The organism is Aliivibrio fischeri ATCC 7744 = JCM 18803 = DSM 507 (assembly GCF_023983475.1).
Classification (GTDB): domain Bacteria; phylum Pseudomonadota; class Gammaproteobacteria; order Enterobacterales; family Vibrionaceae; genus Aliivibrio; species Aliivibrio fischeri.
Genome location: NZ_CP092712.1, coordinates 203,410 through 218,104 on the forward strand (window position 1 = coordinate 203,410; position 14,695 = coordinate 218,104).

15 protein-coding genes are annotated in these 14,695 nt (G+C 34.8%); all 15 read left to right on the plus strand.

All coding sequences use genetic code 11. The features are described 5' to 3' along the window. Positions 1-309 precede the first annotated feature (309 nt). Genes cysD through AVFI_RS00955 form a run of 15 tightly spaced genes read left to right on the plus strand, consistent with a single transcriptional unit; the run spans position 310 to position 14,688 of the window. Positions 310-1,224, plus strand: coding sequence for a sulfate adenylyltransferase subunit CysD (cysD, locus tag AVFI_RS00885; RefSeq protein WP_017018357.1), 915 nt, complete (start codon positions 310-312; stop codon positions 1,222-1,224). A 47-nt stretch (positions 1,225-1,271) separates the two neighbouring features. After that, the gene (locus AVFI_RS00890; RefSeq protein WP_188863292.1) at positions 1,272-2,987 is read left to right on the plus strand and encodes an SLC13 family permease; all 1,716 of its coding nucleotides are present in this window, start codon (positions 1,272-1,274) and stop codon (positions 2,985-2,987) included. Positions 2,988-3,011: 24 nt separating this feature from the next. After that, entirely contained in the window at positions 3,012-3,641 is a 630-nt protein-coding gene (gene cysC, locus AVFI_RS00895) for an adenylyl-sulfate kinase (protein WP_054776067.1), read from the plus strand. A gap of 12 nt (positions 3,642-3,653) precedes the next feature. Then, positions 3,654-5,072, plus strand: coding sequence for a sulfate adenylyltransferase subunit CysN (gene cysN / locus AVFI_RS00900; protein ID WP_188863291.1), 1,419 nt, complete (start codon positions 3,654-3,656; stop codon positions 5,070-5,072). Between the two features lies 1 nt (position 5,073). Continuing rightward, on the plus strand, positions 5,074-5,841 hold the full coding sequence (locus AVFI_RS00905) for an NDP-hexose 2,3-dehydratase family protein (protein ID WP_161939981.1): 768 nt from the start codon (positions 5,074-5,076) through the stop codon (positions 5,839-5,841). Further along, complete coding sequence (locus tag AVFI_RS00910; protein ID WP_188863290.1) at positions 5,834-6,817, plus strand: Gfo/Idh/MocA family protein; 984 nt, start codon at positions 5,834-5,836, stop codon at positions 6,815-6,817. Before AVFI_RS00905 ends, AVFI_RS00910 begins: the two co-directional genes overlap by 8 nt. Continuing rightward, on the plus strand, positions 6,807-7,892 hold the full coding sequence (locus AVFI_RS00915) for a DegT/DnrJ/EryC1/StrS family aminotransferase (protein ID WP_188863289.1): 1,086 nt from the start codon (positions 6,807-6,809) through the stop codon (positions 7,890-7,892). The genes AVFI_RS00910 and AVFI_RS00915 overlap by 11 nt, the downstream gene beginning before the upstream one ends. A gap of 8 nt (positions 7,893-7,900) precedes the next feature. Continuing rightward, a complete protein-coding gene (locus AVFI_RS00920; protein ID WP_188863288.1) occupies positions 7,901-8,815 on the plus strand; it encodes a DapH/DapD/GlmU-related protein in 915 nt (304 codons plus the stop codon). A gap of 47 nt (positions 8,816-8,862) precedes the next feature. After that, positions 8,863-9,357 carry a hypothetical protein gene (locus AVFI_RS00925; RefSeq protein WP_188863287.1) on the plus strand — a complete coding sequence of 165 codons (495 nt, stop codon included), beginning with the start codon at positions 8,863-8,865 and terminating at the stop codon, positions 9,355-9,357. Then, on the plus strand, positions 9,354-10,283 hold the full coding sequence (locus AVFI_RS00930) for a ketoacyl-ACP synthase III (RefSeq protein WP_188863286.1): 930 nt from the start codon (positions 9,354-9,356) through the stop codon (positions 10,281-10,283). The genes AVFI_RS00925 and AVFI_RS00930 overlap by 4 nt, the downstream gene beginning before the upstream one ends. Then, a complete protein-coding gene (locus AVFI_RS00935; protein ID WP_054776075.1) occupies positions 10,276-10,503 on the plus strand; it encodes an acyl carrier protein in 228 nt (75 codons plus the stop codon). Before AVFI_RS00930 ends, AVFI_RS00935 begins: the two co-directional genes overlap by 8 nt. A 17-nt stretch (positions 10,504-10,520) precedes the next feature. Then, the gene (locus AVFI_RS00940) at positions 10,521-11,306 is read left to right on the plus strand and encodes a phosphoadenylyl-sulfate reductase (RefSeq protein WP_188863285.1); all 786 of its coding nucleotides are present in this window, start codon (positions 10,521-10,523) and stop codon (positions 11,304-11,306) included. A gap of 3 nt (positions 11,307-11,309) precedes the next feature. Continuing rightward, on the plus strand, positions 11,310-12,380 hold the full coding sequence (rfbB, locus tag AVFI_RS00945; RefSeq protein WP_188863284.1) for a dTDP-glucose 4,6-dehydratase: 1,071 nt from the start codon (positions 11,310-11,312) through the stop codon (positions 12,378-12,380). Positions 12,381-12,389: 9 nt separating this feature from the next. Beyond that, a complete protein-coding gene (gene rfbA, locus AVFI_RS00950; RefSeq protein ID WP_188863283.1) occupies positions 12,390-13,268 on the plus strand; it encodes a glucose-1-phosphate thymidylyltransferase RfbA in 879 nt (292 codons plus the stop codon). After that, positions 13,261-14,688 carry a lipopolysaccharide biosynthesis protein gene (locus AVFI_RS00955; protein WP_214651509.1) on the plus strand — a complete coding sequence of 476 codons (1,428 nt, stop codon included), beginning with the start codon at positions 13,261-13,263 and terminating at the stop codon, positions 14,686-14,688. The genes rfbA and AVFI_RS00955 overlap by 8 nt, the downstream gene beginning before the upstream one ends. The last annotated feature ends 7 nt before the right edge of the window (positions 14,689-14,695 follow it).

A 14,695-nucleotide genomic window follows, 5' to 3' on the forward strand; every position in this document is an offset into this window, starting at 1 on the left:
TGCTCTTCCTCGTCCTTAGTCCCTGCACTTACTAGTCCCTTACTTCTCCTCTCCCTCAACCTCTCATATTCCACTTATAAATTTCAGTCTTTAGTGTGTTTGCCGATATATGGGCTTACTATGTAGCCAATCGTTTATTGGTCTTGCCTTTGAGTACGCTGCAAAGATGCTAACTTATTGGGCTTATGATAAAATAAGAAAATATTTAAACAGTTTAAATCATCAAACGCCTTGGGTATGCGTTATAACCTATGGGCGGTAGCGTGCCTAATTGACCCCATAGATTTAATTAATAGAAGTGTATTCATCATGACAATTTCCCCTGAAAAAATGACTCATTTAAAACAGTTAGAAGCAGAGTCTATTCACATTATGCGTGAAGTTGCTGCTGAGTTTGATAATCCTGTTATGTTGTATTCTGTAGGTAAAGACTCTTCAGTGATGCTTCATTTGGCAAAAAAAGCATTTGCACCAGGCAAACCTCCATTCCCTTTAATGCATGTTGATACAACGTGGAAATTTAAAGAGATGATTCAGTTTCGTGATTATATGGCTGAAAAGGTTGGAATGAATTTAATTGTTCACCAAAACCCTGAAGGCGTAGAAATGGGGATTGATCCTTTTGTTCATGGCTCATCTAAACATACTGATATCATGAAAACTCAAGGGTTAAAACAAGCTTTAGATAAGCACGGTTTTGATGCTGCTTTTGGTGGTGCTCGTCGTGATGAAGAAAAATCACGAGCTAAAGAGCGTGTTTATTCTTTTCGTGATGAACATCATCGCTGGGATCCTAAAAACCAACGACCAGAGCTATGGAATATTTATAACGGTAAAGTGAACAAAGGCGAGAGTATTCGTGTGTTCCCTTTATCTAATTGGACGGAACTGGATATTTGGCAATACATCTATTTAGAAAATATTGAAATTCCAGGTTTGTACCTTTCTAAGCCACGTCCAGTTGTCGAGCGTGACGGTATGTTAATTATGGTTGACGATGACCGTATGAAACTAAAAGAAGGTGAAGTCGTTGAAGAAAAAATGGTGCGCTTCCGTACATTGGGTTGTTATCCATTAACTGGTGCTGTGGAATCTGAAGCAACTACATTACCTGAGATTATCCAAGAAATGCTGTTAACGACGACTTCTGAGCGTCAAGGCCGAGCTATTGATCATGATTCATCAGGATCAATGGAGAAGAAGAAGCGTGAAGGGTACTTCTAAGAACAGGACGAAGTCTGCTCTTGCTTCTCGCTTCTATTGAGGTTTTTATGTTACTAACTGCTTTTGTTCTCATCGGTCTCATTGTTTGTTTGGTTTCAAATCGTTTTGTGCCAAGCAAGGTTTTTCTTGTTGCGACTGCTGTCTTATATGTGTTCGGAGAAATTAATCAACATACGATCTTCTCTAATGTAACGAACCGCTCGGTTATTACGTTATTGCTATTACTGCTTTCGGTTATTGCCCTTGAGCGAACAGTAATATTAACCTGGGCGTCAAAGCAGTTATCTCATAATAACTATTGGGTCACATTGTGCCGATTAGCTGGAGTCAGTGCCTTAAGCTCTGCATTTTTAAATAATACTGCCGTTGTTGCGACTCTTATGGGAACGATACTGAAAAACCAGTTTCATGCCCCTAAAAAACTCTTAATTCCTTTATCTTATTTTTCAATTCTTGGCGGCACATTAACGCTGATTGGTACTGCGACAAACCTTGTTGTTAGTGGTTTACTTGAAGAAAATAATTTACCAAGCCTGAGCCTTTTTAGCTTTTTTCCTGTTGGGGCATTATTGCTTATTAGCTGCGGAGCCATGATTCTTATTATGGTGAATCTTTTACCTAAAGATAAGGTGAATAAGTTTAACTCTGCTGGGTATTTTTTAGATGCTGAGGTAATGGAAGGCAGTAAGCTGATTAATCAAACGGTTATAAAGAATGGCTTACGTTCTCTTGATGGTTTGTTTTTAAGTGAAATCATTCGTGATGATGTGCTTATTTCTCCTGTGACACCGAATGAGGTGATAAAACAGGGTGATAAGCTGTTATTTAGTGGCGATGTAAGCGAAGTTAAACAGCTGTTTTCGTTTGATGGCTTGAAGCTGTATGTTGAGGATGAGTTCCAGCTAGATAAAAACGTTGTGGAAGTCTTGGTTAGTCCTGAATCAATATTAATTGGACGAACTTTAAAAGAGATGGAGTTTCGTTCACGTTTTGATGCCGCTGTTGTTGCTATATCTAGGCAGGGTAAACGACTGTCAGGTAAATTAGGTGAATTAACGATTCAAAGTGGGGATAAACTTATCCTTGCTGTGGGTAATGACTTCAAGAAACGACCAAATTTATCGAGAAACTTTTTTTTGTTGGATGATAAGCAAGTAAAAGAGCCGCTTTCTGTTTTTCAAAATATTATAGGTATTGGTGGTTTTCTTGCGGCGATCGTTACCGCTACGGTCTCTACTTTAAATTTAATCGATACTCTTTCTCTCTTTTTAGGCTGTATGTTGGCGTTTAAAGTGATCGATGGAACGCAATTACGTCGACGTTTTCCATTTGGTTTGTTGATCATTTTAGTTTCAGCGCTATGTATTGCTTCTGCGTTTACCAAAAGTGGTTTGGCTTTGTGGTTAGCACATGGTTTTCAATATTACGCGGGTAGCTTATCCCCATTATGGGTGTTATTTGGTGTAATTGTACTCACCATTATTCTTACTGAAGTGATGACGAATACCGCAGCTGCAGCGATTATGCTTCCTATTGGGTTAGGGTTAGCTGAAAGTTTTAATGTAAGTTATCTGCCTTTTGCTATGGCCATTGCTTATGGCGCTAGTGCTTCGTTTATTAGCCCTTTTGGGTATCAAACCAACCTGATGGTAATGAATGCGGGTAACTACACAATGAAAGACTTTGTAAAGGTTGGTTGGCCTATTACGTTAGTTTATATTTTGGTTTCTGGCTTGGCGATCCCATACTTTTTCCCTTTTTAATTAGTTTATTTTTTAGTGATTTTTATGACATCTCCTTATGAAGTAAAAGAAAACGACTCAGTAAGTGCTGATGTTGTATGGCATAACTCTACCGTTACTCATGCTGATCGAGTTAAGCAAAAGAATCAAAAGCCAGTTGTATTATGGTTTACTGGATTAAGTGGTTCAGGAAAATCAACAGTGGCAAATGCGGTTGAAAGTAAATTATTAAGTTTAAATAGACACAGCTATTTATTGGATGGTGATAACGTTCGCCATGGATTAAATAAGGATTTGGGTTTTAGCGATGCCGATAGAGTTGAGAATATTCGTCGTATCGGTGAGGTCGCTAAGCTATTTGTAGATTCAGGAGCGATTGTATTAACTGCCTTTATTTCTCCTTTTATTGCAGATCGTGAACAAGTTCGTGCTCTGTTAAGTGAAGATCAGTTTCTTGAAGTGTTTATAGATACGCCTTTGGATATCTGTGAACAACGAGATCCTAAAGGGTTATACAAAAAAGCAAGAGCTGGTGAGATTAAGCATTTCACTGGTATTGATTCTGAATATCAAGAGCCGGTGTCTCCTGAAATCCATGTAAAAACCGCTAATAAATCAATTGAAGAATGTGCTGAGCAAATCGTTAGCGCATTAGTTAATAAAGAATATATTTAAGGAAATCAATTCATGTCTCATAGTTCAGAGCTTATCGCAACGGATATCGAAGCGTATTTAAAAGTACATGAAAACAAAGACCTTCTTCGATTTTTAACCTGCGGTAACGTAGATGATGGTAAATCAACATTAATTGGTCGTTTATTATTTGATTCAAAACTCATTTATGAAGATCAAATGGCGGCGATTGAAAAAGATTCGCAAAAATTCAATACCACTGATGGTGATTTTGATTTAGCTCTTTTGGTTGATGGTTTGCAATCTGAACGCGAACAAGGCATCACTATCGATGTTGCTTATCGTTATTTTTCTACAGATAAGCGTAAGTTTATTATTGCGGATACTCCGGGACATGAGCAATACACTCGTAATATGGTAACGGGTGCCTCTACATGTGATTTGGCTATTGTGATGGTTGATGCTCGCCGCGGTATTCAGACACAAACTCGTCGTCATAGTTATATCTGTTCATTGCTTGGCATTAAACACATTATTGTTGCGATCAACAAAATGGATTTGATGGATTATAGCCAAGAGGTGTATCAAAAAATTAAAGCCGATTACCGTGAGATGGCTAAGAGCTTTAATATTGATGATATCCGTTTTGTTCCAATTTCGGCTCTTAATGGTGATAACGTTGTGCATTCAAGTGAAGCGATGGATTGGTATCCTGGTGCAACGTTAATGAAGCTACTTGAGACGGTAAAAATCGATCAAGATAAGAATATGGAACATATGCGTTTCCCTATTCAATATGTTAACCGACCTAATCTAAATTTCCGTGGTTTTTGTGGAACATTGGCGTCTGGCTTAGTGCAAGTTGGCGATGAAGTAACGGCGTTACCTTCTGGTAAGTCATCGAAGGTTAAATCAATCTATACATTTGATGGTGAGCTAAATAGCGCTCAACCGGGACAAGCAATTACGATTACTCTAGAAGATGAAATTGATATATCTCGTGGTGATATGCTTGTTCATAAAGGTGTTGAACCAAGTACGACTAATAAGTTAGATGCGCATATTGTATGGATGGATGAGAATTCGTTACGTGCTCATAAAGAGTATGTTTTTAAGTTTGCTACGAAGTCTTGTGCAGGAAAAATATCAGCGATTCAACATAAAATCGATGTGAATACACTAAAACAGCACGCAGAAAATAGTGAATCATTGGACTTAAATGAAATTGCTTTAACTGAAATCAGTTTGACAGATAAAGTCGTTATTGATGAATACCCAAAGTTGCCTCAAACGGGGGCGTTTGTGGTTATTGATAGACATACGAATGTAACGGTTGGTGCTGGAATGGTTCACCATGTTCATTCTGGTGTAGATGAGAACAAACGTGTGTATTCACCGGCTGAAAAAGAGCTAAATGCATATGTAAGAAAGCATTTCCCTGAATGGGGCTGTGCAGATATTGGGAATGTATAAGATGAATTATCAAAATGAATTAAAAGACTTTTTAACTCGAATTGATGATTTTATATCTTCTGATATTTATTCTCACACTCCAGAGTTTATGTTTGAGTCTTTAAAGGATTGGTCTGCTTTTTACTCTCTAGAAGAAGTAAAAGAGTGGTTTGTGAATAAGAGAAAGCAATCAACTCTGGAGGTTGAAGATATTCCTTTAAACCAAGTTGCTGGCTGGAATATTGATAAAGATTCAGGAAATATTTATCACGATTCGGGTGATTTTTTCACTATTCATGGTGTAAGAGTAACATCAAAGAACCGTGAAGTTGCAGTGACATGGGATCAACCAATTCTTGAGCAGGTTGGTTATGATGGCGGCTTATTAGGTATTATTCGCAAAAGAATCAATGGTATCCCACATTATTTATGTGAAGCAAAGGAAGAGCCAGGCAATTACGGAAAAGTTCAAATTAGTCCAAGTCTTCAAGCTACGTTTGCTAATATTAATCAGGCTCATGGTGGACGAAAACCACACTTTACTGATTTGTTTATGGAGCGTGATAATCTTGATGATGTAACCGTGCTTTTTGATGCTTGGTTAGCAGAAGATGGTGGAAGACTGCATCTGAAAAGAAATCGTGGCATTTTGATTGAACTTGATGAAGCGGCTTCAATTTCATTGCCAAATGATAATTTTATTTGGTTGAGCTTGTATCAAATCAAGCAACTGCTTAAAGAAGACGCATGGATTAACCCGCATATTAGAGGTATTCTCGCTCATGGTTAAACAAATTAGGATTGGAGTGCTTGGATGTGCAAGCATTGCTCAACGTTTTGTCATACCAGCAATTCAAAGTTTAGATTCATTGTTTGAATTAGTTGGTGTTGCTAGCCGTAACAAGAAAGATGCTGATGAATTTGCCAATCAATTCAATTGTTTATCTTTTGATGATTATGAAGCGTTAATTGATAACGATGCGATAGATGCGGTTTATATACCACTACCAAATTCATTACATTATGAGTGGGTTAAGAGTGCGTTATTGAAAAACAAACATGTACTTGTGGAAAAATCATTAGCTTGTACGTTATCGGATGTTGTTGAATTAAATAATATAGCCAGAGAACGAAAGTTAGCTTTAATTGAAAATTTTCAATTTAGATTTCATCCGCAATTGGAATGCATTAAAAATATTATCGCTTCAGGTGAAATTGGTGATATTCGACAAGTTCATTCAAGATTTGGTTTTCCTCCATTTGAAGATAAATCGAATATTCGATATCAGAGTGATTTAGGCGGAGGTGCTTTGCTTGATGCTGGTGCTTATCCTATTAAAGTAACTCAAGAGATTTTAGGCTTTGATGTTGAGGTCGTTTCTTCATCGTTACATATTGATGAGCAACTGAATGTTGATTTATGGGGAAATGCACAACTAAATTTAAAAAATAGTGCCGTTTCTAGTCATATATCATTTGGTTTTGAACAATATTACCAATGTTTACTTGAAGTATGGGGAAGTAAAGGCTTGATTAAAGCTGGGCGAATTTTTACTGCTCCTCCTGGTTATAGTGCTGAGGTTGAAGTACAAACTCAGTCGGGCAGCCGTACTATCTCAATTGAAGAAACAAATCATTTTCAAAATATGCTGACGTACTTTTCTTCATCAATAAATTGCAATGAAAAGCGTGAGTTTGAATACAAATCAAATGTTAATCAAGCTCACCTTATCTCAAATATTTTAAAGGTTCATCATGCCGAATAACCCAATTTATGTAACTAAGCCATCATTAGCTCCTCTAAGCGAGTTTACTCAATATCTTGAACAGGTTTGGGAAACAGGGGTTTTAACTCATAACGGCCCTCTAGTTCAGAAACTTGAATCTGAGTTAGAGAACAAGTTACACACAAGTAATTTATCTTTAGTTACCAATGGTACTGTTGCAATTCAAATGGCGATAAAAGCCCTTGAATTAAAAGGTGAAATTATTACGACTCCATTTAGTTGGGTTGCAACAGTCAGTGCGATTAAATGGGAAGGTTGTACACCAATCTTTTGTGATATCGATGAAAATACACTAAATATTGATGTCAGCAAGATAGAAGATCTGATTACAAAAGATACTGTTGCAATTATGCCTGTGCATGTATTTGGTAATCCTTGCGATGTTGAAGCTATCGAGAGCATTGCAAAAAAACATAACTTGAAAGTAATTTATGATGCTGCGCATGCCGTGGGTACAAATTATGGTGAAAAGAGTGTGTTGGATTATGGTGATATTTCGACAATAAGCCTGCATGGAACTAAGATCTTTAATACTGCTGAAGGTGGTGCATGTATTGCTAACTCAACTGAATTACATGAGAAGCTAAAGCGTATTCGCTTTTTTGGCCATGATGATCATAAAGATGTCGTTGAAGATGGCTGCAATGGTAAAGTGACAGAAATTCATGCTGCTTTGGGTTTAGCTAACTTAAAATATTATGATGATGTGTTGGATGACCGTAAGAAAAGTTACGAATTATACGTAAATAATCTTAAGGGGATTGAATCTATCCGTTTTCAGACTATTGATGAAGGCTGCAATTACTCATATATGCCGATTATTTTTGAATCTGAAGATGCAATGATAAAGGTAGAGAGTGCATTAAATGCAGTATCAATATACCCAAGAAGATATTTCTCTCCATCATTAAATAATTTAACGCATATCGTGAAATATCAAAATATGCCGATTTCAGAGTCTATTTCGAAGCGAATCTTATGTCTTCCTTTATATCACTCATTGACGACTTCTGATATCGATCGAATTTGTGATGTTATAAATAATGAATTATAGAGTTGATTATGATTAATGAAGAGTTGATTTTTTCAAAATTGATTGATTTAAATATTGATTATAAAGTGCTTGGTGATGTTATTAACATAACGGGCTTTGGTAGTATAAAAAAAATTGAAAATAATAAATTATACTACTCAGTAGGTGATGTTCCTGAATCAATCAATAATTCAATGGTTATTGTTAATGATGAACATAATAAAAATTCAAAAAATAATTGTTATATTGTTTTGGAAAAGCCGCAACTTACATTTTACAAATTAATGCGTGAATTTTACCCTGAGAAAAACTCGGGAGTTGCATCATCAGCAGTTATATCTGAATCAGTAAAATTAGGTGAAAATGTTAATGTTGATGAAAATGCAGTCGTTAGAGCAAGTTCAATAGGTAATAATGTCTTTATTGGTGCCAATGTAGTCATTCATGACAACGTGATTATTGGAGATAATGTTACTATTTCTGACAATTCGGTAATTGGCGCTAAAGGTGTTGCGTGGATTTGGGATGAAGCAACTGGTGAAAGAGTTATTCAGCCTCAAATTGGTTATGTCGAAATCGGAAATGAAGTTTTTATTGGTTCTAATGTGACGATCGTTCGAGGTTCAGTGAATGAAAGTACGATTATTGATAATAACTGTTTGATTTCACATGGCTCTCAGATTGGGCATGGTGTGAAAATTAACCATCATACACACATAGCTAATAATTGTACTTTAGCTGGAAATGTTGTTATTGGTTCTGAATGTTTTATAGGAGCAAGTGCAACTTTTGCTTCTCAAATAAAAATTGCTGATAAAACTACGATAGGTGCTGGCGCAATTATATCAAAAAGTATTGAGAATGAAGGTGCTACGTATATTGGCATGCCAGCTAGAGCTATTCCAACGCAAAATAAGCTAAATGGAGTTCCAAAAAGAAAATGATATATTTTAAATTTAAAGCTGACCGTAACTATCTTCATGGAACGGATATGTTTAATTCTGTTAGTGCTTTATTGAAGGATGAGTATATTTCAGATATTTCTTTTCGGAAAACAACTAAGTGCCAATGTGTCTTATCAACTGAAAAGGGAAATAATACAGTTGCTATTATTAAAACTCCAAAGCAATCATACTATCTACTTGAATCGAATGAGTTAATAAACGATAGATATGATTTTGATGAAGATGGTTTAGTTGAAAATGCTAAAGTTTCGGATAAGAAAATCTCAATGACTTTAAATAATAACTTTTCTTATATAGAGAATATTGTCGCATTAACAAAAAAATTAAATAATACTTTGGATAAACCAAGTTCAGGTAAATGGTTATTTGGTCAGTATAAATCAGAGCATGATCTTATTAATTTTGATGGACTTATAGAGATTGAATCAAATAAAAGAATAACATCCAGATTTAGTGAAAATTTGATTTATTTAAATGGAGTGCTTAAAGCAAAGATTATGTTTATTGTAGGTGAAGCATGATATATATAAGAGATATAGCCTCATACATTCCTAATGATTATATTGATAATTATAAGAACTCAGAACGATTTTCAGAATCAAAGGATTTTATTGATTCAAAAATAGGAGCATCTAAATTATCTCGAATGCCTGAAGGTATGAATACATCAGATATGGCGGTTAAAGCTGTTGAATCATTATTGAACAAAACAGGTTTAAATAAACAAGATATAGATGCGCTTGTTGTTGTTACACAAAATGGTGATTTTGATGGACTTCCTCATACTTCAGCTTTAGTTCAAGGGAAGTTAGAGCTAAAAGAAGATATATCTTGTTTTGATATATCACTTGGTTGCTCTGGTTATGTATATGGTTTAAGTATTTTGAAAGCTCATATGATTGAGATGGGATTTGATAATGCAATATTAGTAACAGCTGACCCTTATTCAAAAATAATAGATGAAAATGACAGAGTAACTTCATTATTATTCGGTGATGCTGCAACTGCTACATTGTTATCAACTAAAGGTGAGTTGTTAATAGAGCGGCCTTTACTTAGTACAGATGGTAGTGGTGAATTAGCATTGGTTAAAAATGACTATTTATATATGAATGGAAGACAAGTTTTTAACTTTGCAGCAACCAAAGTACCTAATCATGTATGCAAATATCTAGAAAAAAACACATTGGCAATAGATGATGTTGATTTGTTTTTATTGCATCAAGGAAGTGCGGCAATAATAGATGTTATCGTTAGAAAATTAAGAGTTTCAAAAGATAAAGTTCCAATGGATATTAAAGATACTGGTAATACAGTATCTTCATCAATTCCATTATTATTAGAAAAATTTATTAATGACACCACTAAAGAAAATATTATTATTTCTGGATTCGGTGTCGGCCTTTCATGGGCAACAAACCTACTTAGGAGAGTAAAAAATGCTTAATATTGATGTTGTAATTGATGCAATGGATGCAGCGGGTATATCACTTGATAGTGATGTAACATTAAAAGAAAACCAAGATATCATTTTTGAAGATTTAGGGTTAGATAGCTTAGATTTATTTAATTTATTTTTAGAATTAGAGAATCTAACAGATCGAGCTGTTCCTGATGAAGAAGTTGATAACTTTAAAACAATTTCTGATATTTTAACTAAATATTAATATGGTTATGTGTACATATGTATAATGTTCTTGAAATTAATTCATTTCGACGCCTTAACATTGAACGACAACATGAGTTGTTGTCCGAAGTTAATCAGTATTTATCGACTTTAACGGCTTCAGAAAGAGTTACTTGGGCTCTTAATAATATTAAAGGTAACCAAGCTTTAACATCAAGTTTTGGAATTCAAGCAGCTGTTTGTTTGCATATGTACACGTCAATTAAACCTGATATACCTGTAATTTTAATTGATACTGGTTATTTATTTCCTGAAACATATCAATTTATTGAGAAAATGCAGCGAGATTTAAATTTAAATTTAAAAATCTTCCGTTCAGTAATCTCTCCCGCATGGCAAGAAAGTATTCATGGGAAATTATGGGAAAATGGTCTAGATGGAATTAAAAAATACAATCGAATAAATAAGGTTATTCCTATGGCGCAAGCCTTGAAGGAGCTTGATTTATCTATCTGGCATTCTGGTTTGCGAAGAGAGCAAGCTGAGTCTCGTAGGAAGCTTGATTTCTTATCTATTCAAGGAGAGCAATTTAAATTTTTACCAATATTAGATTGGTCTGATGACGATATTAAAAATTACCTTGAAGAGAACAATTTAGATTATCACCCTTTATATTATAAAGGATATGTATCCATGGGGGATGTTCATACAACGATTCCTTTATCTGATGGTATGAGACCAGAAGATACTAGATTTCATGGTTTAAAGCGCGAATGTGGATTACATGATGATAGTATTTCACAGGAGAATAGCGTTGATATGAAAAAGTTTTTTCAGGAGTAATCAGTGAAAATTTTAGTAACTGGTGGTGCAGGCTTTATCGGTTCTGCAGTTATACGCCATATCATTAATAATACAAAAGATACTGTAATTAATGTCGACAAATTAACTTATGCTGGAAATTTAGAGTCATTAGCTGAGATTAATACAGATTCTAGATATGTTTTTGAGCATGTAGATATTTGCCAACGCGCAGAACTGGATAGAATATTTAATGAATATAAGCCGGACGCTGTAATGCATTTAGCTGCAGAGTCGCATGTTGATCGCTCTATCGATGGACCTGCAGCATTTATAGAAACAAATATTATTGGCACATACACTTTGCTTGAAGCTGCTAGACAGTATTGGAATGCATTAGATTTACCGAAAAAAAATGCATTTCGATTTCATCATATATCAACGGATGAGGTATACGGGGATTTAGAAGGTACTGATGATCTTTTCACTGAAGAAACATCATATGAGCCATCGAGCCCTTACTCTGCATCCAAAGCATCAAGTGATCATCTAGTAAGAGCTTGGCAAAGAACTTATGGGTTACCAACGATCGTAACCAATTGCTCTAATAATTATGGTCCTTATCACTTTCCTGAAAAATTAATTCCACTGATTATCCTTAATGCGTTAGATGGTAAAGCTTTACCTGTTTATGGTAACGGCTTACAGATTCGTGATTGGTTGTATGTTGAGGATCACGCTCGTGCTTTATATAAAGTTGTGACAGAGGGCGTTGTTGGCGAAACATATAATATCGGCGGCCATAACGAGAAAGCGAATATTGATGTTGTTAAAACCATTTGTTCGTTACTTGAAGAGTTAGTACCAAATAAGCCTGGAGGGGTTAATCACTACGCTGATTTGATTACTTATGTTACAGACCGACCTGGTCATGATGTTCGTTACGCTATTGATGCATCTAAAATTGAACGTGAGTTAGGTTGGAAGCCTGCAGAATCATTTGAAACCGGTATTCGAAAAACGGTTGAATGGTATTTATCGAATAAGGCTTGGTGGAGTCGTGTTCTTGATGGTTCATATAATTGTGAACGCCTTGGGGTTTCAAACCAAAAATAGGAACAGTACATGAAAGGTATTATTTTAGCGGGCGGTTCAGGTACCCGTTTATACCCAATTACTATGGGTGTATCTAAGCAGCTTCTTCCTGTTTATGATAAACCTATGATTTATTACCCATTATCTGTGCTAATGCTAGCAGGTATTCGAGATATATTAGTTATAACAACTCCTGATGATCAAGAAAGTTTTAAGCGATTATTGGGTGACGGAAGTCAGTTTGGTATTAACCTAGTTTATAAAGAGCAACCTAGTCCTGATGGCTTAGCTCAAGCGTTTACTATTGGTGAAGAATTTATCGGTAATGATTCAGTTTGTTTGGTTTTGGGCGATAATATTTTTTATGGTCAAGGTTTTTCGCCAAAGTTAAAGCAAGCGGTAGAAAATGCTAAAAATGGGCAAGGTGCTACGGTTTTTGGGTATCAGGTAAAAGATCCTGAGCGTTTTGGGGTTGTAGAGTTTGATAGAAATCGTAAAGCGATTTCTATTGAAGAAAAACCAGAAATACCTAAGAGTAATTTTGCTGTTACTGGTTTGTATTTTTATGACAATCAAGTTGTTAGTTTGGCAAAACAAGTTAAGCCTTCAGAACGTGGTGAGTTAGAGATAACTGCACTTAATGAAATGTATTTAAAAGCGAATAAGCTTAATGTAGAAATGCTCGGCAGGGGATTTGCCTGGTTAGATACTGGTACATATGAAAGTTTGTTAGAAGCTGCTCAGTTCGTTGAAACTATTGAGAAGCGTCAAGGCTATAAAATTGCTTGTTTAGAAGAAATAGGATTTAACCAAGGGTGGTTAAGTGAATCTTCTATGGAAGAAAGAATTCAGCTAATGGCTAAAAATAGTTATGGTGAATATTTATCGGCTCTTATAAATAATGACTAATTTAAAGAAAAAAACAGTTAGTGGATTAAAATGGAGTGCGATTGAACGAATAGCGACACAAGGTATACAACTTGTGGTTATGCTTATATTAGGTCGAATGCTAGGACCTGAAGCATTTGGCCTTATTGGCATGCTGGTTATCTTTATAGCTATAGCTCAAATATTTGTTGATAGTGGTTTTGGTAATGCGTTAATTCGAAAGCAAGACCGTGATGAAAAAGATTTTTCGACCGTCTTCTATTGTAATATCGCAGTATCTGTTACTTGCTATTTATTGATATATTTCGGGGCGCCTTATGTCTCTGATTTTTATAATGAACCTGAATTAACCAGTCTATTAAGGGTTCTTGGTATTAATATTATTATTAATGCTATATCGTTAGTTCAAAGAACAAAATTAACGATAAATATGGACTTTAAAAGACTAACAAAAGCGTCACTAATTAGTGTTTTTATTAGTACTCTTGTTGCTTTTAGTTTTGCATTTTGTGGGTTTGGTGTGTGGGCGTTAATTGCTCAAAGACTATCTTCAGTATTCAGTAATGCGATATTAATTCAAATATTGGTGCCATGGAGGCCCAAAGAGAGATTTTCTAAATCATCGTTTGATGAACTCTTTGGTTTTAGTTCCAAATTGTTGTTAACCAGTTTGATTGACACAATATACAAAAATATTTATCAGATAATTATTGGTAAGCTATTTTCAAGTGCTCAGGTTGGTTTTTTTACACAAGCAAAAACATTATCAAACACTCCTGCAATGACTATGACATCGATTATTCAAAGGGTTACATACCCAATGTTAAGTCAAATGCAAAATGATACTGAAAAGTTAGATGCCGCATATTTATTAACACTAAGGCTATCTGCTGCGGTTATTTTCCCTTTGATGGGGGCTTTCGCTGTTGTGTCTGGTCCGTTTATTAATCTTGTTCTTGGTAATGAATGGATAGACATAAAAAGAATTATAATTATATTGTGTTTTGGATATATGCTACATCCTATACACGCAATTAATTTGAATTTATTACAGGTAAAAGGCCGATCAGACCTATTTTTAAACTTAGAAGTGATGAAAAAATTAATAACAACTATTATTTTATTCATTACCGTACCTATAGGAATCGAAGCTATTTGTTTTGGTATTATGACTCAATCATATATTAGTGTTTTCATTAATACATATTATACAAGTAAACTATCTAATATTAGCACTCTAAAACAATTTAAAAATATATTTCCAATTTGGCTTTTAGTTGTTATTTTATTTTGTATAATACATGTATTCAATATAACATATCAGAATAATGATTATTATACTTTAGTTTTATCATTGTTGTCTTTTATTTTATGTTACTTCTTGGTTGTTTATTACTTTTATAAAGATATTTACAATTCTTTTTATAATGCGTTATTTTAAATGGTGA